General features: G+C 69.9%; 23 protein-coding genes. 8 read left to right on the top strand and 15 right to left on the bottom strand.

Translation table 11 applies throughout. From position 1 onward, the window contains the following. Positions 1–2: 2 nt before the first annotated feature. The 4 genes from prfB to MJ876_RS11265 all read right to left on the bottom strand — a co-directional run bounded on the left by prfB (position 3) and on the right by MJ876_RS11265 (position 5,207). The gene (gene prfB / locus MJ876_RS11280; RefSeq protein ID WP_240236391.1) at positions 3–1,124 is read right to left on the bottom strand and encodes a peptide chain release factor 2; all 1,122 of its coding nucleotides are present in this window, start codon (positions 1,122–1,124) and stop codon (positions 3–5) included. A gap of 9 nt (positions 1,125–1,133) precedes the next feature. Further along, positions 1,134–3,335 carry a thiamine pyrophosphate-dependent enzyme gene (locus MJ876_RS11275; RefSeq protein ID WP_240236390.1) on the bottom strand — a complete coding sequence of 734 codons (2,202 nt, stop codon included), beginning with the start codon at positions 3,333–3,335 and terminating at the stop codon, positions 1,134–1,136. A gap of 42 nt (positions 3,336–3,377) precedes the next feature. Next, on the bottom strand, positions 3,378–4,151 hold the full coding sequence (locus MJ876_RS11270; protein WP_240236389.1) for an SDR family oxidoreductase: 774 nt from the start codon (positions 4,149–4,151) through the stop codon (positions 3,378–3,380). A 96-nt stretch (positions 4,152–4,247) separates the two neighbouring features. Continuing rightward, entirely contained in the window at positions 4,248–5,207 is a 960-nt protein-coding gene (locus MJ876_RS11265; RefSeq protein ID WP_240236388.1) for a YafY family protein, read from the bottom strand. 61 nt (positions 5,208–5,268) lie between these two features. Here MJ876_RS11265 and MJ876_RS11260 point away from each other — a divergent pair, with 61 nt between their 5' ends. Beyond that, positions 5,269–5,865 carry a DUF664 domain-containing protein gene (locus MJ876_RS11260; protein WP_240236387.1) on the top strand — a complete coding sequence of 199 codons (597 nt, stop codon included), beginning with the start codon at positions 5,269–5,271 and terminating at the stop codon, positions 5,863–5,865. On the opposite strand, the gene MJ876_RS11255 is transcribed toward MJ876_RS11260, so the two are convergent. Genes MJ876_RS11255 through MJ876_RS11245 form a run of 3 tightly spaced genes read right to left on the bottom strand, consistent with a single transcriptional unit; the run spans position 5,851 to position 8,454 of the window. Beyond that, complete coding sequence (locus MJ876_RS11255) at positions 5,851–7,509, bottom strand: CocE/NonD family hydrolase (RefSeq protein ID WP_240236386.1); 1,659 nt, start codon at positions 7,507–7,509, stop codon at positions 5,851–5,853. The genes MJ876_RS11260 and MJ876_RS11255 overlap by 15 nt on opposite strands. 59 nt (positions 7,510–7,568) lie before the next feature. After that, complete coding sequence (locus tag MJ876_RS11250) at positions 7,569–8,060, bottom strand: CAP domain-containing protein (RefSeq protein ID WP_240236385.1); 492 nt, start codon at positions 8,058–8,060, stop codon at positions 7,569–7,571. A gap of 10 nt (positions 8,061–8,070) precedes the next feature. Further along, on the bottom strand, positions 8,071–8,454 hold the full coding sequence (locus MJ876_RS11245) for a VOC family protein (protein ID WP_240236384.1): 384 nt from the start codon (positions 8,452–8,454) through the stop codon (positions 8,071–8,073). A 120-nt stretch (positions 8,455–8,574) separates the two neighbouring features. Between MJ876_RS11245 and MJ876_RS11240 the strand changes: the two genes are divergently transcribed. Further along, positions 8,575–10,242: a cytosine permease gene (locus tag MJ876_RS11240; RefSeq protein ID WP_240236383.1), complete on the top strand. Its 1,668-nt coding sequence runs from the start codon at positions 8,575–8,577 to the stop codon at positions 10,240–10,242. A 159-nt stretch (positions 10,243–10,401) separates the two neighbouring features. Here MJ876_RS11240 and MJ876_RS11235 read toward each other — a convergent pair whose 3' ends face one another. The 4 genes from MJ876_RS11235 to MJ876_RS11220 are packed head-to-tail and all read right to left on the bottom strand — an operon-like array spanning position 10,402 to position 11,982. Continuing rightward, on the bottom strand, positions 10,402–10,872 hold the full coding sequence (locus MJ876_RS11235; RefSeq protein ID WP_240236382.1) for a pilus assembly protein TadG-related protein: 471 nt from the start codon (positions 10,870–10,872) through the stop codon (positions 10,402–10,404). Further along, positions 10,869–11,336, bottom strand: a complete 468-nt coding sequence (locus MJ876_RS11230) for a hypothetical protein (RefSeq protein ID WP_240236381.1) — start codon at positions 11,334–11,336, stop codon at positions 10,869–10,871. Before MJ876_RS11230 ends, MJ876_RS11235 begins: the two co-directional genes overlap by 4 nt. After that, positions 11,333–11,746 carry a TadE family protein gene (locus tag MJ876_RS11225; protein ID WP_240236380.1) on the bottom strand — a complete coding sequence of 138 codons (414 nt, stop codon included), beginning with the start codon at positions 11,744–11,746 and terminating at the stop codon, positions 11,333–11,335. The genes MJ876_RS11230 and MJ876_RS11225 overlap by 4 nt, the downstream gene beginning before the upstream one ends. A gap of 5 nt (positions 11,747–11,751) precedes the next feature. Next, a complete protein-coding gene (locus MJ876_RS11220; protein ID WP_240236379.1) occupies positions 11,752–11,982 on the bottom strand; it encodes a hypothetical protein in 231 nt (76 codons plus the stop codon). A 244-nt stretch (positions 11,983–12,226) separates the two neighbouring features. Here MJ876_RS11220 and MJ876_RS11215 point away from each other — a divergent pair, with 244 nt between their 5' ends. From MJ876_RS11215 to MJ876_RS11200, 4 genes are all read left to right on the top strand, one after another. Beyond that, a complete protein-coding gene (locus tag MJ876_RS11215) occupies positions 12,227–12,532 on the top strand; it encodes a hypothetical protein (protein WP_240236378.1) in 306 nt (101 codons plus the stop codon). Beyond that, complete coding sequence (locus tag MJ876_RS11210) at positions 12,529–12,852, top strand: hypothetical protein (protein WP_240236377.1); 324 nt, start codon at positions 12,529–12,531, stop codon at positions 12,850–12,852. Before MJ876_RS11215 ends, MJ876_RS11210 begins: the two co-directional genes overlap by 4 nt. Then, positions 12,849–13,283 carry a hypothetical protein gene (locus MJ876_RS11205; RefSeq protein ID WP_240236376.1) on the top strand — a complete coding sequence of 145 codons (435 nt, stop codon included), beginning with the start codon at positions 12,849–12,851 and terminating at the stop codon, positions 13,281–13,283. Before MJ876_RS11210 ends, MJ876_RS11205 begins: the two co-directional genes overlap by 4 nt. Positions 13,284–13,472: 189 nt before the next feature. After that, positions 13,473–14,306, top strand: a complete 834-nt coding sequence (locus MJ876_RS11200; protein WP_240236375.1) for a hypothetical protein — start codon at positions 13,473–13,475, stop codon at positions 14,304–14,306. A 148-nt stretch (positions 14,307–14,454) separates the two neighbouring features. Here the strand turns inward: MJ876_RS11200 and MJ876_RS11195 are convergent, their stop codons facing one another. Then, positions 14,455–15,417, bottom strand: a complete 963-nt coding sequence (locus MJ876_RS11195; protein ID WP_240236374.1) for a GTP pyrophosphokinase family protein — start codon at positions 15,415–15,417, stop codon at positions 14,455–14,457. Then, positions 15,417–16,421 (bottom strand): nucleoid-associated protein, encoded by a 1,005-nt coding sequence (locus MJ876_RS11190; RefSeq protein WP_240236373.1) that lies wholly within the window; start codon positions 16,419–16,421, stop codon positions 15,417–15,419. The genes MJ876_RS11195 and MJ876_RS11190 overlap by 1 nt, the downstream gene beginning before the upstream one ends. A 187-nt stretch (positions 16,422–16,608) precedes the next feature. Between MJ876_RS11190 and MJ876_RS11185 the strand changes: the two genes are divergently transcribed. After that, complete coding sequence (locus MJ876_RS11185) at positions 16,609–16,881, top strand: hypothetical protein (protein WP_240236372.1); 273 nt, start codon at positions 16,609–16,611, stop codon at positions 16,879–16,881. A 262-nt stretch (positions 16,882–17,143) separates the two neighbouring features. Here the strand turns inward: MJ876_RS11185 and MJ876_RS11180 are convergent, their stop codons facing one another. Next, positions 17,144–17,491 (bottom strand): hypothetical protein, encoded by a 348-nt coding sequence (locus MJ876_RS11180; RefSeq protein ID WP_240236371.1) that lies wholly within the window; start codon positions 17,489–17,491, stop codon positions 17,144–17,146. Positions 17,492–17,704: 213 nt separating this feature from the next. Between MJ876_RS11180 and MJ876_RS11175 the strand changes: the two genes are divergently transcribed. After that, complete coding sequence (locus MJ876_RS11175) at positions 17,705–18,175, top strand: helix-turn-helix domain-containing protein (RefSeq protein ID WP_240236370.1); 471 nt, start codon at positions 17,705–17,707, stop codon at positions 18,173–18,175. Here MJ876_RS11175 and MJ876_RS11170 read toward each other — a convergent pair. Next, positions 18,172–19,650 carry a DNA methyltransferase gene (locus tag MJ876_RS11170; protein ID WP_240236369.1) on the bottom strand — a complete coding sequence of 493 codons (1,479 nt, stop codon included), beginning with the start codon at positions 19,648–19,650 and terminating at the stop codon, positions 18,172–18,174. The two genes, MJ876_RS11175 and MJ876_RS11170, sit on opposite strands and share 4 nt — an antisense overlap. Positions 19,651–19,733 lie beyond the last annotated feature (83 nt).

The raw sequence follows: 19,733 nt of genomic DNA, 5'->3' as shown, positions 1-19,733 counted from the left end.
GCTCAGGCGTCGGCCGCGGCGCGCTCGGCACCTCGGCGCCAGCGGATGCCGGCCTCGAGGAACCCGTCGATCTCGCCGTCGAAGACCGACTGCGGGTTGCCCACCTCGTACGTCGTCCGCAGGTCCTTGACGATCTGGTACGGGTTGAGCACGTAGTTGCGCATCTGGTCGCCCCAGCTGGCCGCCACGTCGCCGCGCATCTCGTCGAGGTGGGCCCGCTCCTCGGCCTTCTTCAGCGCGAGCAGCTTGGCCTTCAGCACGATCATCGCGGCGGCCTTGTTCTGCAGCTGCGACTTCTCGTTCTGGCAGCTCACGACCGTGCCGGTCGGCAGGTGGGTCAGCCGGACGGCGGAGTCGGTGGTGTTGACCGACTGCCCGCCGGGGCCCGAGGAGCGGTAGACGTCGACCTTGATCTCGTTCTCGTCGACCTCGATCTCGTCGGTCTGCTCCAGCACCGGCACGACCTCGACGGCGGCGAAGCTCGTCTGGCGGCGGCCCTGGTTGTCGAAGGGGCTGATCCGCACGAGGCGGTGGGTGCCGGCCTCGACGGACAGCGTCCCGTAGGCGTACGGCGCGTGGACGGCGAAGGTCGCCGACTTCAGGCCCGCCTCCTCGGCGTAGGAGGTGTCGAAGACCTCGACGGGGTAGGAGTTGCGCTCGGCCCAGCGGGTGTACATCCGCATCAGCATCTCGGCGAAGTCGGCCGCGTCGACGCCGCCGGCGCCGGAGCGGATGGTCACGAGCGCCTCGCGGCCGTCGTACTCGCCGGAGAGCAGGGTCCGCACCTCCAGCGCCTCGACGGACTTGTGGAGCTTGCGCAGCTCGGCCTCCGCCTCGGCGAGGGTCTCGGCGTCGTTCTCCTCGCGGCCCATCTGGACGAGGACCTCGACGTCCTCGACGCGGGACGACAGTCCCTCGAACCGCTCGAGCTCGTTCTGCAGCATCGACAGGCGGCCGGTGACGCGCTGGGCGTTCTCCTGGTCGTCCCACAGGTCCGGCGCGCCGACCTGCTCGCCGAGGTCGGCGATCTCGGCCCGCATGGCGTCGACGTCGAGCACCTGCTCGATGGTGCGCAGCGTCGCGCGGAGCTGCTTGATCTGGGTCTCGAAGTCAGGGCCTGCCACCCTGCGAGGCTACCGGTCGAGCAGTGCGGTGGCCGCAGCGAGGATCTGGTCCTCGCTGACGAGGACCAGGTTCGCGGCGTCGCCGAGCGGCACGAAGGAGTCGAGGCTGGCCACCCGGGCGAGCTTCCCGGTGAAGCCCTCGTCGACCAGCGCCGTGACGACGCCCTCCGAGACGCCGCCGGAGCGGCGGGTCTCGTCGACGACGAGCACGCGGCCGGTGGCGTTCGCCTCGCGCAGCAGGTCCTCGACGGGCAGCGGCGCGAGCCAGCGCAGGTCGAGCACGCGGACGCCGACCCCCTGCTCCTCGAGCTGCTTCGCGACGCGCAGGCTCATCCGGACGCCGTTGCCGAACGTCACGATGGTGAGGTCCTCGCCCTCGCTCCCCTCAGCGACGTGGGTGCGGCCGACCCCGATCGGCACGTGCGCGTCGGCCCACCGGTTCTCCCCGGCGTACGGGCGGAGCCAGCCGTCGTCGCCCGGCTCGTGCAGGTCGCGGGTGTGGTAGAGCGCGATGGGCTCGAGGAACACCGACACGGTGCCGTCGACGTCGGCCGCGGCGGCGCAGGTGCGCAGCATCGCGGCGGCGTCGTCCGGCAGGGACGGCGAGGCGATGACCAGGCCGGGCACGTCGCGCAGCACGCCCACCGCGTTGTCGTTGTGGAAGTGGCCGCCGAAGCCCTTCTGGTAGCCGTAGCCCGGCACCCGCACCACCATCGGGTTGCGGAACGCGCCGTTGGAGAAGAACCGCTGGCTGGCGGCCTCGCCGCGCAGCTGGTCCTCCGCGTTGTGCAGGTAGGCGAGGTACTGGATCTCGGGGATCGGCAGCAGCCCCGAGATCCCCGCACCCAGCCCGAGGCCGAGGATCGACTGCTCGTCGAGGAGGGTGTCGAAGACCCGCCCGCGCCCGAAGCGCTTCATGAGGCCGCGGGTCACGCCGTACACGCCGCCCTTCGCGGCGACGTCCTCGCCGAAGACGAGCGAGCCGGGGTGCTGGGCCAGGACGTCGGCGAGCGACCGGTTGATCGCCTGGGCCAGCGTCAGCATGCGGCCGTCCTCCGGGCTCCGGGCCGCGGTGGAGCGGCCCGCGGCGCGCCGGGCGACCGCGTCGGCGTCGGCGGGCGCGAGCGGCGCGGCGACCTCGGCGCCGTCGGTCATGCCGGGCGCCTCGGCGGCCTCCTCGGCGAGGCCCATGACCTCCTCGCGCTTGGCCTCGTAGCGGGCCAGCACCTCGTCCGCGGTGGCGAGCCCGCTGGTGATCATCAGCCGCGCGGTGGCGAGCAGGGGGTCGCGGCGGGCCTCGGCCTGCATCTGCGTCGTGCTGCGGTACGACGTCTCGACGTCGGCGCCGGCGTGACCCATCAGGCGCACGGTCCGCAGGTGCAGGAACGCGGGCGTGCGGGTGCGGCGCACGTGCTCGGCGGCGCGGGCGCTGACCTCGAGCGCCGTGGGCAGGTCGGAGGCGTCGGCCTCGAGGTAGGCCAACCCGGGGCGTCGGCCGTAGGCGTGGCGGATCCAGCCGTCGGGGGTCGGCACGCTGATGCCGATGCCGTTGTCCTCGCAGACCAGCAGCAGCGGCACGGGCAGGCCCTGGAACGACGTGTTCAGCGCGGCGTTGATCGCTCCCAGCGCGGTGGAGTGGTTCGCCGAGGCGTCACCGAAGGAGCACACGACGATCGAGTCGGCCGGGCGGCCCTGCTCGACCCCGAGACGGCGGGCCCGGCCGATCGAGACGGCGAGCCCCAGCGCCCGCGGCAGGTGGGAGGCGATCGTCGAGGTGGTGGGGACGACGGCCGCGGCCTCGCTGCCCCACACCTTGTGGCGGCCTCCGGAGATGGGGTCCTCACGGCCGGCGACCATGCCGAGCAGGACGTCGCGCAGCGCGGTGGTCACCCCGGCCTGGCGGGAGCGCTCGAGGAAGAACGCGCCGGAGCGGTAGTGCAGCAGCGCCGGGTCGGTGGGCCGGGTCGCGGCGGCCACCGCGACGTCGCCCTCGTGCCCGGCGGAGCCGATCGTGTAGTAGCCGCGCTCCTTCTCGCGCAGCCACTTGGCGGCCAGGTCGAGGTGGCGGCTGCCGGCCTGCGCGTCGTACAGCTCCCAGAGGCGCTCGGGACGCAGACCACCGAGGGCGTCCAGGCCCGCGGGGTCGGCCCCGTGCTCCGAGGTGAGGCCGCGGACCGCGGCGAGGAAGGCGTCGTCGACCGGTTCTGCCATGGGGGTCAGCCTGCCGCAGCGCGCCGGGGGCGCGCATGCGGGTCAGACAAAGAGCATCCCTCCGTCGACGAGGACCGACTGGCCGGTCATGTAGTCGGAGCCCGGGCCGGCGAGGAAGGAGACCAGCTTGGCGACGTCCTCCCCGGTCGAGACGCGGCCGAGGGTGATGCCGGCCGCCATGGCCTTCATCGACTCCCCCTTGCCGACGCGGTTGATCTCGCCCAGGTCGTGGTCGATCTCCTCCCACATCGTGGTGTCGACGATGCCCGGGCAGTAGGCGTTCACGGTGATGCCGTGCTCGGCCCACTCCTGGGCGGCGCTCTGCGTCAGCGAGCGGACGGCGAACTTGGAGGAGCAGTAGACGCCGAGCAGCGCGAAGCCCTTGTGGGCGGCGATCGACGCGGCGCCGATGATCTTGCCGCCGCCGCCCTGGGCGATCATCTGCCGCGCGGCCTCGGTGTAGCAGAGGAAGACGCCGCGGCCGTTGACCGCGTGGACCCGGTCGTACTCCTCCGGGGTGACGTCGAGCAGCGCCTTCGTCTGGGCGATGCCGGCGTTGGCGACCATCACGTCCAGCGAGCCCAGCGAGGACGCCGTGTCCGCGACGAGGGCCCGGACCGAGCCCGGGTCGGACACGTCGCCGGTGAGGGCGACACCGCGGACGCCCGCCGCCTCGACGTCCGCGCGGGTGCGCTCGAGCTCCTCGGCCATGGAGTCGAGGTCGGAGACGGCGACGTCGTGGCCGTCGGCGGCGAGGCGCAGGGCGATGGAGCGGCCGATGCCGCGCGCGGCCCCGGTGACGTGGGCGGTGGTCATGGTGTCCTCCTGGGTGTCGCCCGCACGCCGGTGTGCGGGTCCCGGCGACGCTAGGGACCACCGGTGGCCGGCCGACAGGGTTGCGCGGTGTTGCAGTCAGGCGTCGCCGACGGAGGCGAGGAGGCGCCGTCCCAGCGCGGTGGTCGTCGCCCGCAGCTCCTCGCCTCCGACGACCGTGAAGGCGGCGGGCAGACGGACCAGCTGCTCGGCGTACCACCAGGGGTCGTCGGTGGTGCCGGTGATCCAGAACCCCTCCCCCGTCGCGCCGAGCGGCTCGACCCTCCCCAGCGCTGCCGGCAGCCCGCGCCGGACGACGTCCGGCGGGGCCTCGACGTGCACCTCGGTGGCCATGGACCACCCGGACGCGAGGTGCTCGGTGAGCTCCGCGACCGGGTCGAGCCCCTCGGGGGCGCCGTCGCCCGGGCCACCCGACCGGACCTCGCCCATGCGGTCGAGCCGGTAGGCCCGGCGACCCGACGGCGCCGCGCACAGCAGGTACCACCGCCCGTGACGGACGACGACGCCCCACGGGTCGACGTCACGGTCGGCGGTGCGGCCGCCCTCGCTGGTGTAGGTGAACCGCACCCGCCGGCGCTCGGCGCACGCCTCGACCAGCGCGGCGACGGTCTCGGGGGCGGGCCTCGCGGCGCCGCGGTCCGGGGCGGCACGGGCGGTGCGACGTACCGACTCGGCCTGCGCGGCGACCCGCTCCGGCAGCGCCCGCAGCAGGGTGTCGAGGGCCCGCCCGACGAGGTCGTCGTCCTGGTCGCTGCGCGTCGCGTGGTGCCCGTCGAGCACGGCCATCACGAGCGCCAGGGCCTCGGCGGCCGAGAAGACGACGGGCGGCAGCCGCAGCCCGCGCCCGAGGCGGTAGCCGCCGTGGCGGCCGCGCACCGAGGCGACGGGGACGCCGGCCTCCCGCAGCACCCTCACGTACTGCCGCGCCGCCCGCTCCGAGACGCCCAGCCGCTCCGCGAGCCCGGCCGCCGTGACCCCGGGGCGCTCCTGCAGGAGGAACAGGGCCTCCAGGGCACGGGCGGTGGGGCTCGACGGCATCTCCCCACGGTCCCACGGATACCGGCTGCGATCCGACCGGTATCGCTCCTACGGTCGGTCCATGACGACCTCGCAGACCCCCGACGGACCCACCCCCTACCCCCTCGAGCCGCCGCTCGCGGCCACCGAGGCCACCCAGCTGCTCGCCTCGCTCGACCGCATGCGCGCCACCTTCCGGTGGAAGGCCGACGACCTCGACGCCGCCGGCCTCGACACCGCCGTCGGCGCCTCCACCCTCACCCTCGGCAGGCTGCTCAAGCACCTCGCCCTGGTCGAGGACGACATCACCCTCGACCGGCTCACCGGCGGCGACCTGACCGAGGTGTGGGGCCCGCTGGGCCACGACGGCAGCTGGGACTGGCAGTGGACGAGCGCACCGTCCGACTCCCCCGCCCACCTCTACGCGCTGTACGACGGCGCCGTGGCGCGCGCCCGGGCGCGGGTCGACGAGGCCCTCACGCACCCCGAGGGCCTCGACCAGCGGGTCCACGTGGACGACGGGCAGGGCAACCACCCGACGCTGCGGCGGCTGCTGCTGGACATGCTCGAGGAGTACGGCCGCCACGTCGGCCACGCGGACCTCATCCGCGAGGCCGTCGACGGCCGGGTCGGCGAGGACGCCCCGGTCGGCTGGGTGCCGGTCTCAGTCGGTCGGTAGCCGCAGGCGCGTGCCGCCGAGCAGCAGCTCGTTCGTGGCGGCGGTCTCGTCGCCGTAGAACGCCTCGTCGGCGTTCATCGACATCATCGCCAGCCCCAGCCGGTGGCCCTCGGCGAGCACGTGGTCGGTCGGCTGCATCACCACGGTCGACGACCACGCCTCACCCGGCGCCAGCGGCTCGGAGCGGCCGAGCCCGTCGCGGTTGCGGGAGTTCAGCAGCCCCTTCGACACGAAGATCCGGGTGCCGTCGGGCGCCTCGTCGAACAGCACCGGCGTCAGGTGGGTCGACTCGGCGCTCGTGCGCACCCGGACGTCGAGCCGCGGCGTGCCGGCGATCCGGACGTCGCGGGTGGTGGCGTCGCCGACGTACAGGCTCGAGGTGAGCGGTGCCTGCCCGTCCAGCACCCGCTGCTCGCTCTGCTGCGGGTCGAGATCGGCCCACTCGGTGCTGTCGCCCTCCTCCAGGCCGAGGTCGCCGGCGCCCGGCGTCGCCCCCAGCGTCAGGGGGCGGACGGTCGAGGTGGCCGGCGGCCAGGCCGCGGACGTCGAGTCGAGGCCGGTGTTCGCGCGGCTCTCGACGACCGGCTGGGCCATCACGCCGGTGCGCCGTCCGAGCAGCCAGCGGTCGAACCAGGCGTGGCGCAGCGTGGCGGAGTCGTCGAAGTCGGCGACGCCGTGACCCTGCTGCGACATCCGCAGCAGCGCGGGCACGCGGCCCACGACGCGCTGCCACATCTGCTCGGAGTTGATCGGGTGGACGTTGTAGTCGGCCCAGCTGCCCTCGAGCAGCACGCTGGCCTCGACGTCCTGGGCCCGGCGGCGGTAGTCGCGCTCCTTCCAGAACCCGTCGTACACCGGGTCGGGGCCGAAGCCGCGCAGCTCGTTGCGCAGCGTCTCGCACGGCCGGACGCTGTCGACGAGCGCCTCGGCGGCGGCCGGGTCGAGGTCGGTGCTCGGGATCGGCACCTGGTTGAAGCCGACGTCGAACAGCAGCGGCGTGCCGGTGCCGGAGGCGAAGCGGACGCCCTGGCCGAACGCGTAGTCGTACCAGCGGCTGATCGCGACCTGCGGGACGATCGTCGTGAGGTGCTCCGGCTGCTCGACGGCGGCGGCCCACTGGGTGGTGCCGTCGTACGAGCCGCCGATCATGCCGACCTTGCCGTTGGACCAGTCGCGGGTGCCGAGGAAGTCGACGACCCGGCGGGCGGTCTCGCGCTCGCGGACGCCGCCGTAGTCGTAGCAGCCGCCCGAGTTCGCCGTCCCGACGAGGTGGAAGTAGGCGCGGGCGTAGCCGCGGGGCACGAAGAAGTCGCTCGTGGTGCCGCGGTCGACCCCGGGTGCGGGGCTCGACAGCGCGGCGTACGGCGAGTAGGTGAGGATCGTGGGGACCGTGCGGCCCTCCGGCACGTCCGGTCGGCGGACCCAGCCGTAGATCGTCCCGTACGGCGTCGGGACGCGGTACTCGGTGACCGTCGAGGTGTCGTAGCGCGGCTTCGTGAGGTTCCGCAGCGCGGGCTTCTCCGCGGGGGCGGCGGTCGTCGACCGCTCCGGCTCGGCCGCGGGGGCCGGCGGGCCGAGGGCCACCGGGCCGAGGAGGGCGGCGGCGAGGGTCGGGACGAGCAGGGTCCGCAGTCGCAGGCTCACGGACCCCCCAACGTCGACGCCCCCGTCGGGTTACGCGCCGTCGGGTCACGCGCCGTCGGCTACCGCGAGCCGAACACCTGCGCGGCCCACCAGGTGCCGTTGTCGTCCTTGACGGCGGCGATGCCCATCCGGTTGTAGTTCGTGCTGAGGATGTTGTCGCGGTGGCCGGTGGAGCCCATCCAGCCCGCGACGACGTCGCGGCCGGTGGCGTACCCCGCGGCGACGTTCTCGCCGACCCAGCCGACGCCGCAGTCGCGCTGGATGCGGCCGAGGTCCTGGTGGCTCAGCGCCTGGGCGCGGGCGATCTGCTCGGCCTGCCGCTGGGCGGCCCTCCGCAGGCAGGCGTTGCCGCGCAGGGCCGGGCGCTCGTGCTCGGCGCGGGCGCGGTTGGTGTGGGTGAAGGCGGACCGGGAGTAGGCGTTCGTGGCGCCGACCTGGGCGCGGGTGACGGAGGCACTCGTGGTGTCCGGCGTGGCCTGGGCCGGGGCGGCGATTCCGAGGGAGGTGGCGAGCAGCAGGGAGGCGCCGAGGCGGCGCAGGCGGGGGGTCATGCGCCGAGTGTCACCCGTCGGCGAGGACCTCGCCGACGGTTCGCCCCAAGACGCAGAACTCGTTGCCCTCCGGGTCGGCGAGGACCACCCAGGACACGTCGGCACCCTGCCCGACGTCGGCCCGCCGGGCGCCGAGGCCGAGCAGCCGCTCGACCTCGTCGGCCTGGGTGCTGCCGCCGTCCGCGCGCAGGTCGAGGTGCAGGCGGTTGTGCCCGGTCTTCGCCCCCGCACCGGGCACGAGGTCGAGGACCGGCCAGGGCTGGTCGGGGTCGGCGAGGGAGAGGACGCCGTCCTCCTCGTCGACCACCGACCAGCCGAGCGCGGCGCACCAGAAGTCCGCGAGCAGCCGGGTGTCGGTGGCGTTGACGACGACGTTGCACAGTCGGGCGCTCATCGCAGCAGGCTAGGAGCTGGGCGCGCGCGCCGAAACCGGCGCGGTGCTCGGTGGTGATCGGGGCGAAACATCGGCGACCTACGTTCCGGCAGGTCCCCTCCTCCACGCCCGGGAGCGCCCATGACCGCCGACACCTCCACCACGCCCGCCGGAGGGCCCGGCGCGGGTCCCGCCCGCACCCGGGGCCTGGACGTCGACCCCGCCACGCGGGAGACGCTCGAGGACTACACGCTGCGCTTCGCGCCGCGCCACTTCCGCACCTGGTCCACGGGCACCGTGGCGGTCTCGGCGCTGGGCGGGATCGCCTACCTCGCCGACTTCGCGATCGGCGCCAACATCGGCATCGCCTACGGCACCACGAACGCGCTGTGGGGGATCCTCGTCTTCGCCGTCGTCATCTTCGCGACCGGCTTCCCGCTCGCCTACTACGCGGCGCGCTACAACCTGGACCTCGACCTCATCACCCGCGGCAGCGGGTTCGGCTACTACGGCTCGGTCGTCACGAACGTCATCTTCGCGTCGTTCACGTTCATCTTCTTCGCCCTCGAGGGCGCGATCATGGCGCAGGGCCTCGAGGTGGGCCTCGGCATCCCGCTGTGGCTCGGGTACGCCGTGTCGACGTTCATGATCTTCCCGCTGGTCATCTACGGCATGAAGGCGCTGTCGACGCTGCAGGTCTGGACGACGCCGCTGTGGCTCGTGCTGATGGTGCTGCCGTTCGTCTACCTCGTGGCCAGCAACCCCGACTCGATCGCCCAGTTCACGGCGTACCGCGGCGAGGACGACCTCGGCCCGAGCCTCGGCGCGACCCTGCTCGCCGCCGGCGTCTGCCTCAGCCTCATCGCGCAGATCGCCGAGCAGATCGACTACCTGCGCTTCATGCCGCCGAGGACGCCGGAGAACTCCCGGCGCTGGTGGACCGCCATGGTGCTCGCCGGCCCGGGGTGGGTGTTCTTCGGCGCCGCCAAGCAGGTCGTCGGGCTGTTCCTCGCGGTCTACCTCATCGCCAACGTCACCGACGGCGCGAGCTTCGCCAACGAGCCGGTGCAGCAGTTCCTCGAGGTCTACCAGGGCTTCCTGCCCGGCTGGCTCGCCCTGACGCTCGCCGTCGTCCTCGTCGTCATCAGCCAGGTGAAGATCAACGTCACCAACGCCTACTCGGGCTCGCTGGCCTGGACCAACTCCTTCACCCGGGTCACCAAGCACTACCCGGGCCGCCTGGTCTTCCTCGCGTTCAACCTCCTCATCGCGCTGGTGCTGATGGAGGCGAACATGTTCGACTTCCTCAACACGATCCTCGGCTTCTACGCGAACGTGGCGATGGCCTGGATCGTGACGGTGGCCTCCGACATCGTCTTCAACAAGTACCTGCTGGGCCTCTCCCCGAAGGCACCGGAGTTCCGCCGCGGCATGCTGTACGCCGTCAACCCGGTCGGCTTCGTGTCGATGGCCGCCGCGGCCGTCATCTCGATCCTGGTGTTCTTCGGCGGGCTCGGGGAGACCATCCGGCCCTACTCGCCCCTGGTCGCGGTGGGTCTGGCCCTGGTGCTGCCGCCGCTGCTCGCGATCGCCACCCGGGGCCGCTACTACCTGCGCCGCACCGACGACGGCATCGACCTGCCGATGTACGACGAGCACGGCAACCCGTCGGGCACGGTCCTGACCTGCCACGTCTGCGCGACGGACTACGAGCGCCCCGACATGACGGCCTGCGTCGCCCACGACGCCCACGTCTGCTCGCTGTGCCTCAGCACCGACAAGACCGGTGAGCACGTGCTGCCGGCCTGAGGCGTCGCGTCAGGCGCGCCGCTGCTCCACGACACCGCCGGCGCCTGAGCCCGTTCTGAACAGCGTGTCGTCCGTGACCCACCCGGTGCGTCACGGACGACACGCTGTCCGCGCTCGCGCCCTGCACCCTCGGGCCGGTGCTCGTGCAGACGCCCGACGTCACCGTCCCCGGTCCACGGTGATCACCGCCGAGCCGCCCGCGGACACGGTGGGCCGGTAGGGCGCACCGGGAATCTCGAAGGGCAGGTCGACCGGGGCGCGCACGTCGACCTCGACGGTGTCCCCGGTGACCCGCACCGTGTGGGTCAGCCCGGGGAAGCGACGGCTGGCGCCCACCGCCCGCAGGTACGCCGCCACCGCGGCGCGGGCGCTCGCCGCGCCCTGGTCGAGGCGTTCTGCGCCCAACCCCTCGTCGTACACGTCCTCGGTGCGGGTGCCCCCGTCCGCGCCGGCCAGCGCGGCGCCGTCGGCGAGGGTGTCGAGCCCCTGTCGCTGCAGGTAGGCGGCGGACGCGTCGACGACGACGGCCAGGCCCATGAGCAGCGCGACGGCGAACCCGACGATGAGGATCGAGGTCTGCCCGCGCTCGTCACGGCGGCGCGCCCGCCGTCTCCCCCACCGGGTCCTCATCGGACCTCCTGGTACTGCCCGTAGGGGACGCTGTGCGTCGCGTCGACCGCGATGCTCGGCCGGTTGCCCCCGAGGACGTCGGGCAGCAGCGGCAGGTCGATGCGGGTGTCGACGACGACGGTGATCACCGACCCGCCCGACAGGCAGACGTCGGCCGGCGCGCAGCTGACCCGCAGGTCCGGCGTCCGCTCCAGGCCCTGGTCGAGGAACGCCCGCCGAGCCACGGCCTCGGCCTGCGCGCGTCCCTCGGCGTCGCTCTCGGACAGCGAGTAGGCGCGACCCGCGGCGCGCGCAGCCGCGGCGGTGGCGAACGCGCCGCGCTGCACCTCGAACGCGGTCAGGACGATGTAGACCACGGGGACGAGCAGCAGCAGCCCGAGCCACACCAGCTCGATCATGGCGGTGCCGCCCTCGTCGAGGCGCCGCGTCGCGAGGCGGCGCCGCAGTCGCCGCACGACGTTCATCGGCTCTCCTCCACCGCGCTGCCGGTGACCTCGAGCGGCACCGCGGGCCCGAACAGCCCGAGAGGCGGCACCGTGGCGCGCACGGTGACCAGGACGCCGGGTGCCCCGTCGACCGTCGCGGGCCGCGCGGACACGTCACGGGCGAAGCGACCGGCGATCGCGTCGTCCACCTGGTCCCGGGTCTTCGCGACGCCGTCGCCGGGTCCGCGGTCGAGGGTGGCGGCGTACCGCGCCCCCTCGGACGCCGCGGCGGCGAGGGTGTTCCGCACGTGCAGCACGAGCGCGAGCTGGAGGATGCCCAGGAACAGCGGCACCAGGATCATCAGCACGAGCACGAAGTCGACGACCGCGGACCCGCGCTCGTCGCGGGTCCGCCGGCCCCGAGGGGTGCGCGGCGACCGGTCGAGCACCTGGCTCAGCCGCCCACCGAGTTGAGCGCCGAGCGCAGCATGCCCATCAGCTCGGGGCGCAGGAACGCCCAGATCCCGCCGACGATCGTGGCGGTCATGACGGTGATCAGCACCCATCCGGGCACGTCGCCGCGCTCGTCGCGCGTCCGCGGCGCGGCGAGCGCCGTCCACACGAGCGCGCAGGCCCGGAGCACGACCAGGCCGGCCGCGTCGAGCACATCGGTCCACTTCCCCATGGGGTTCCCCTTCTTCCGTGACGCCTCAGGGCGTCGTCAGGCTCAGTCCGACCACGCCGGGCCAGAACGCGAACAGGACGGTCACCGGCATCACGAGAAAGACCACCGGGACGCCGGGTATCAGGCTGTCCCTGTTCTCGTGCCCGCGCGACAACGCAGCACACCCGCAGAAACGCAGCAGCCCCGACCGGTGGTCAGAGACCGGCTGGGGCCTAGGAACTAGCCCCCAAGGAGGGCCAGCACCATGACCGCAGTCTGCACCACCCCATCCGAGGCCGGCACCAACGAGACGCCAACACCGGCCAGGCCCAAGCGCCGCCAGGTCGAGCACCTGTTCTGGGTCAGCGCCATGAACGCCGCTGCAGACATGGGCGTTCAGTGCCGCACGTTGTGTGGCCACTGGCAGTTCATCGACGGAAGGCCGACCGCCCGAGAGCACCTGCAGACCGTCGGCCGCCTCGTGCCCCTGCCCGAGCCCGAGGACTGCAAGAACTGCCTCCGAGCCTTCGTCGCACACCAGCGCCGGCAGTACGACAAGGGGGCACGATGACGACCACCGCCGTCCGCATCTGGTGCCCCGACTGGTGCACCGTCCCCGAGCAGACCCATCTCGACGACCTCAAGAGCTCGGAGGGCTGCGTCATCCACAGCAGCGACGACTTCGGCCGCATCCGTGGCGAGGACTACGCACTCACGATGATCGGGCTGCCCGACGGCACCCCGACTCCCGAGGAGACCCAGCACGCCGAGGTCATGTGCATCGCCGGCGGCGGAGAGTTGATCCACCCCGACCAGATGGAACTGCACGCCCTGGCACTCCTCGAGCTGGTCGCACGAGCGCGCGCCTCACGACAGAAGCGCCAGCGATGACCACCGCACCGGAGCGCCCCGCCGCGACCGTCGAGGACGTCACCCACCCCGACTGGTGCGAGCTCGCCACCTGCGAACCCAGGCACGGCGTGCTCGACTTCCCCAGCGGCGGACTCCACTACTCCCGCGGCACCATGTGGCCCTCTTACGCGGACAACTGCGAGAACACGGTCAGGCTCGTTCACAGTGACGACTACGACCGAGCCGGGCGCAACGACGGCTCAACGCGGGTCCAGCTCATCATCCGGCAGACCGAGGTGGAGTCCCCGGACGGCAGCGCCATCGAGGTCGACACCTGGCTCGACCCCCAGGACGCTCGCATGCTCGCTGCGGCACTGACCCGCTACGCAGACCTCGCCGAGCGCGACAACGCCCGCGACGGAGCTCAGGACCGCTATCCCGCCGCCGAGGTCAGGAGCGCCCAGCGATGACCACGCCACTGCTCCCCCTGCGAGCCCCACCATCAGCCCGCCCCACGCCGGGGCGGGCTCGTTCCACGTCCGTCGAGGTGTTCAGACCTGAACACCTGCCCGACCCCGAGAGGCACCATGACCCACGCTCAATCGCAGAATGACGATTCAGACCAACCCGCCGTCGAGCGGCGCGACGGATCCCGCCAAATGTCGGAATCCGTCGGCGCCCAGGACGACGGCGTCGTAGACGCCGAGATCGTCGACGTCTCCCCCGCGCTCGCCGAGACCTGGCTCAGCCGCAACCCCAACAACCGCAACCTGCGCCGGCCTGTGGTCGACGGCTACGCCCGAGACATGGAGGCCGGACGCTGGCGCCTCAACGGGGAGACGCTGAAGTTCTCCGCCGACGGACAGCTCTACGACGGCCAGCACCGCCTCAACGCGATCGTGCAGTCCGGCGCCACCGTCCCGATGGTCGTCGTGCGCGGCCTGACCCCCGACGTGATGCCCACCGTCGATGCCGGCGCCAAGCGCACCTACTCCGACGCACTCAAGCTCACCGGCGAGGAGAACACCGCCACCCTCGCCGCGGTCTGCCGACGTGCCGTGATGTGGGAGCGCGGGATGCGCACCAACACCGGCGCCATCCGACCCACACCCCTCGAGATGGACGACTGGCTCACCCGCCACCCCGAGATCCGCAACAGCGCAGACCTCGCCAACCGCCTGGCATCCCGCGAGCGGCTACCCGCATCTGTCATCGGGCTCTGCCACTGGCTGTTCAGCGAGCTCGACGGCGACGCAGCAACGACCTTTTTCCTGCGCGTGGCAGACGGTGACGGCCTCGCAGCCACCGATCCGATCGCCGTGCTGCGCAACCGCGTCACCCGCCTACGGCTGTCTGGAGGACGCATCAACGAGACCGAGGGCCTCGCGCTCACCATCCGAGCTTGGAACGCTCACCGCGACGGCGAGACCCGCACCAAGCTCCAGATGCCGCGGGGCGGGCTGACGAACGAGAACTTCCCGGTGCCTAGGTAGTCAGCCCCGCCACCCTGACGCGTGAGCCCGATCGTGGTCGGCCTGACACGTAAGGCAGCGGCCATCGCCGGTCTCGCCGAAGGTGGGGTTGTCGATGCGCTCTCGGCAACAGGCGCAGATCATGGAGTGCATAGTCCACGGTAGAGCGTCAGGCTGGCAGCGGCCTGCCAGCGGCAACGCAGGTGGCGCGCACTACATCTTCAAGATCAGACTCCGACGTGGCCTCTAGCAAGAGGTACGGCCTCGAGTGGCATCGCTCCAGCACCAGCAGCACTTCGGGTTGGGTGAACAACCAATCGGACCTATCGCTGTAGTTCACGGAATGCACTAGATGATCCCTTATCAGCTGACCCAGACCAGTCTCGGACTCCACGAACTTGTCGACTATCGACTCTAGTTGAGGCAACTCGTCTTCGTCGTAGGAACCTAGAAGCGTTTTCACGATCTCCAGATCTTGCGCCGCGTCAGCAACCTCTTCGCAGAGCGCCTCGTACTTGTCGTCGAGGTACTCCGAGATCAAGGCTGGACGGTAGTTCGGCAATTTGGCTCGCTTCTTGAAGGCCCTGGATATCTCCTCGTCAAACAATTCTACTAGCGCCGTCAACCGAACGACAGCACGTTGCATGCGTTTCGAGAGTTTAAGCGGCCCCTTGTACGTGAGTTTGTGCGAAGCCACTGCCCAGGCATCTTGAGCGCGTGTGCGCACCTGTATCTCGCAAAAGATCGGGCCATCTAGGTGGTCCCGGATGTCGTCACGGTGGACGTCGAAATGGAGCCCCGGGTAGAACAACTCCTGCGGACCATTGCCGGACTTCTTCTCACGCTTAGCTACCGTCCACGGACCACTCTGAATCAGGTCATCGATTGCACGGACATCAGAAGGAGCGGTGCAAATCACTCGGAGGCCCACTTTGTCCGTCACGGACTCCCACGAGCGCCGGCCATCGCGCAACTTCCGAACTAGACTCCGTGCCGTCTTTACCCGACCGACTACTAGCGTGTCAGGCACTCGCCGCACGATCGCTTCAAGATCGGCCTTGTACCCCTCCAGCGCAGCGTCCAGGAGGGGTCGACTCTCTCGATACGCGGCTCCCGCCTGTAGAACCGCCATCAGCGCGGAGGTCCGGACGGCTCGACGCTGTCCGGGGGCGCTTTCACAGTCACTTGATCCGGTCCGACCTCGAGCATGTCCTGATCGAGGGCTTCCTGCGAAGCCCGAATCTGGACAAGGTTTTGACCGTCGCGACCGAAGCGAAGTTGCACACCACCGATCCGACTCTGAACCAGTTTGGTGTCTTTAGTAAAGGGGGCCTTTGCTTGCTGAGGAAGGCTTTGAGCGAGAGCATCCCGGTCGTCCTTATCTATGAACGTCCGTATGAAATTCGTTGGATCGACCTGCGGATTGGGGCTCTCGAGTGTCGCAGCGAGGGCGCCCGTGTAACGCAACTTCTTCTCGGCCGAGAAGTTTGACCCCTGGACGAACTTGTTAACGGCTTCGAGAAACTCCTTAGTCGTGACCTCCGCTCGGTGCCGCAGAGACATTTCTAAGAACTCGTGAAGGAAGTAGCCCGCATAAGCAACACCGTTTTGCTTATCGACCATCAGGCCCTCGACCTGCTTGCTGAATTCGTCGAACCACAGAACCGCGATCTTGTACACCTTAGAGTTTGCGCCAACGATCAGTTCCGAGATGTGCTCCACGCGAAAGGCGACGTGCTGGGCCGTGCCGGACTGTTGGAGTCTCACTCCTTCTTGGTGCTCTGCCTTGATCAGCACGAGTACCGGCTTGCCGTTCAGAGTCGCCTTCGACGCGATGAAGATCCCCGACGAGGCCGAGCCGCTCTGCGTGTCAAATAGATGCTGGGCGAGCTCGCGCGACACTTCAGGCAACTTCGAAATGTCGTCCAGCACCATGTGCGCAAGGCGTGGTGTCGTAGTGTCCTTCTCGGGCTGGGTGGCCACCACCTGGCGAGCCGTGTCCAGGGTCGGCAACAACATCTGCTCCCGGATGAAACGGTCAGTCTCAGCGTCGAGAACCGTCGGATTCTCCGACAAGACCGCCGACGAGCTCTGACTTGCTGCTCTTCCGCGTCCCCGCGGGATGTCATGCACCATGGTGACGTCAAGGGTCAGAGATCGAGATGCTGCCGCGGCCACTTCAGGTGCTCCCCCATGAAGACGTTGTGTCGGAGAAGTAGACAACAGCCGTCAACCGCTTGGAGCGCTCGACACTCAACTGTTGCTCGATTCGGGTCTATCGGTCCGAGGTTGGGCCTTAGAGCTCCGCACTATGTTGGGAGCGATGGGGACTCGCGAGGTGGGCAGATATGAGCCTGAGTTCTACCCCCGCCACGTCTGGCTGGTCGACGAGGCCACCAACAGCCGCAAGCCGCCCCTGATCGCGCTCCTCCTCGAGCTGCGGCGCATCGAGAACGACGGGCCGGCACACGCCCGCGCGGCCGAGCCCCACTGGCGGGGTCTCGTGGCGGTCGCCTACCCGGGCGGCGGGATGCGCGTCTGGTGGGAGCGGACGGAGGTGCTGATCCCGTTCGAGGCGTGGCCGGCGCCATGCTGAGTGGATGAGTCGGACGGCTCGCGTCAATCGTTGCCCTCGATTGGGCAAGACCTCGCCCGCGGGAACGAGCGTGTCGCGACCGGTGGACGAGGCTCACCGATCCGCGGAGTGCAGGTCCGAATCAAGGCTGGCCGGCCGCACGGCTGATGGTCAGCGTGCCCCCCGCACAGCCAACCGCCGAGTGAACGACGTCTGTCGACAGTACGCACCTCACGGCCCCCTGGCTAGGAGCTCGATCCACACGCGGCAAGGCACGCGCCCTTCAGCAGCGCACGAAGCCTCGTTTGATGCGGATCGTCATGCCACCTCGGACCGTCGGCCCCCAACCCCAGCGTCCGATCATCTTGCTCTGCCGGTAGGTGTTGTGAGGATCGCTGCCGCTAGCCCCGTCCGCGCAGTCGAAGCTCGTGCGCTTGGACAGGACCAGGGTCGCGCGGTGGAACCGGCCGTTGCCGTTCGCGTTGCCGTACTTGACCAGACCACGCCCCACCGCACGGGGTGATCCCCAGCCCTTCCAGCGGAACTCCTTCATCGTCCACCACTCGTCCTGGTTGGTGATCTTGATGCGCTTGTGAGGGCCCTTGATGCTCACTGGCACGGCCCAGTCCACCTTCGCGCCCCAAGGCCAGGAGTAGGTCCACCAAGTCCTGGGTCCGTGCGCCTCCGCTGAGGGCGAGGCGAGGACAAGAAGGGCGCTGACCAGAGTCAGCGGCAGCAGGGCTAAAACTAGGCGACGCGAAAGAGAGTTCGACATTCACAGACCCCACGAGTGAGAGACGGACGATCGCTGCGAACATATGCTGCGCGGTGCCGTTCTTGACCCTTGGATACCCGCAAGATCGGGGGCAACCTCGTGGGACTGCTGACTTACCGCGAGGCCGCCCGACGCCTCGGCGTTTGTGAGGCCACCGTCCGCACCCTCCTGCGCCACGGCGTGCTCGAGCAGACTCCCCCGCCGGCCGACGGCGATCGTCGAGTGCGGGCACACGCCTCGATCAACCCAGACTCACTCGACCGAGCTCGGACTTGGCTCGAGCAGCGTGAGACCGAACGGGAGAAGCAACGCCAACGCCGCGAGCAGCACGGCAACCCACCCGACGTCGACCACGTCTGGCTCGACACCGCCACCGTCGCCGCGATGGCTGGGCTGACCGTGCAGTGGGCGCAGTGGATGGCCCGCGAAGGGAAGATGCCGGCGACGTTCCACGGCGGGCAGTACTGGGTCAGGCGGGAGCACGCCGAGGTGATTGTGGCGGCGCGGGCGTTCGCAGCGCGGGCGGATGCTCGCGGCTAGACCGCGGCAGCGCCCTGGTCGCTGGCGGCAAGCTCCGTTGCGGACGGAAGCGCCGCTACTGGGCGTGACGGCGGGAGAGGCAACTGGGTGACGGTCGCGAGTTCGGGAATTCGCTCGTCAAGTTGGGGCTTGAGGAGGTCAGCCACCGTCAATAGATCAATCTCCAGGCCGTCTTCCCAGCGTGCTCGCGCAACCTCCTCTCGCGCGTTCCGGGTGAAGCTGAAGGCGACAATGTAACCCTTGTCGTGACCACCGCGGCGCATGGCGGTTTCGAAGTTGTCGACAACATTTCGTCCGACCCTGTCGGAGCGCTTGACCTGGATCGGATTACCGACCATGAAGCTGTAGCCATCTATGCCAAGGTCGTTGCTCTTGCGGGGTGAGTGTGTGCCGACGAACTTGCGAATCACCCAGTTTTGAAACTCGAAAGGTTTGAGGTCACGCAGGGACTCGACAGTGTCAGGCAGACCGACAATGCGGAACCCGGTCTTGTCGACGATGCGGCCCAGGCGCTCGTTCATGATGTCCATAGCAGTGGGACTGACATCAATACCGACCCACCGCCGGCCGAGCTTTTGGGCCACGCTGACCGTGGTACCGCACCCACAGAAGGGGTCCAAGACCACGTCACCGCGGTTGGAGCTGGCCTCAAGAATGCGAGCAAGGAGCGCCTCGGGCTTCTGGGTTGGGTACCCAAGCCGTTCGCGAGCGCGACTGTTCAGTGGCGCGATGTCGGTCCAGATATTTCCGGCGACGGGTCCAGGATTCTCGTCGAGGTACTGCTTCAACCGAGGTCGCTTGGCCTTCGCGTCTGGGTACCAGATTCGCCCCTCTTCATGCAGACGCGTCATCGTGTCGACGGAGTAGCGCCAACCGTTCTTAGGAGGCGCATGACCCTTCCATTCGTAGGTCAGGTTCGGCCGCGGGTTGGGGCTCGTCATGTCGCCAAGCGCGAACCGCCGGCCGTCGGCTTCGCGAAATCGGTACTTCTGGGCCACATAGGTGGGGTCATGGGGAACATGCACGGCGTTCCACGTCACCTGGTTGGTTTTGCCGTAGTAGAGCAGCGTGTCTGAATTGGGGCTCCAACGCTTCGCGTCGTTGTGCGTGGTCGTCCGCTGCCACGTGACCTCGCCGCGGAAGCGATCGATACCGAACAAGTCGTCGAGCATGACCTTGAGGTAGTGGCTCGCGTTCGGATCACAGTGCAGATAGAGAGACCCAGTGGGCTTGAGAACGCGGTGTAGCAGCCGCGCGCGCTCTCGCATCCACCCGACGTAGTGACGGATGCCACCGTCCCAACGATCCTCGAAGGAACGAACCTCAGCTTCGTCACCCCAAATCACCTCGTAGACCCGGCTGGAGAAAAATGGGGGGTCCAGATAGACCAGGTCGACGCTCTCCGCAGGCAGCCGCCGCAATGCCGTCAGGTTGTCTTCTCGGTAGAGAACGCCAGTTTCGATTGGATCTGCCATCACGGATCCTTGAGCCGTAGGGAAGTGAAGGCAGTGAATCAGTGAGGCGCGTGTGACGGAATAGAACTCGCCAAATTACATCC

Origin of the sequence: Nocardioides sp. CFH 31398 (assembly GCF_022436705.1) — a bacterium.
Lineage (GTDB): Bacteria > Actinomycetota > Actinomycetes > Propionibacteriales > Nocardioidaceae > Nocardioides.
This window is presented reverse-complemented; position numbering and strand designations above follow the sequence as displayed.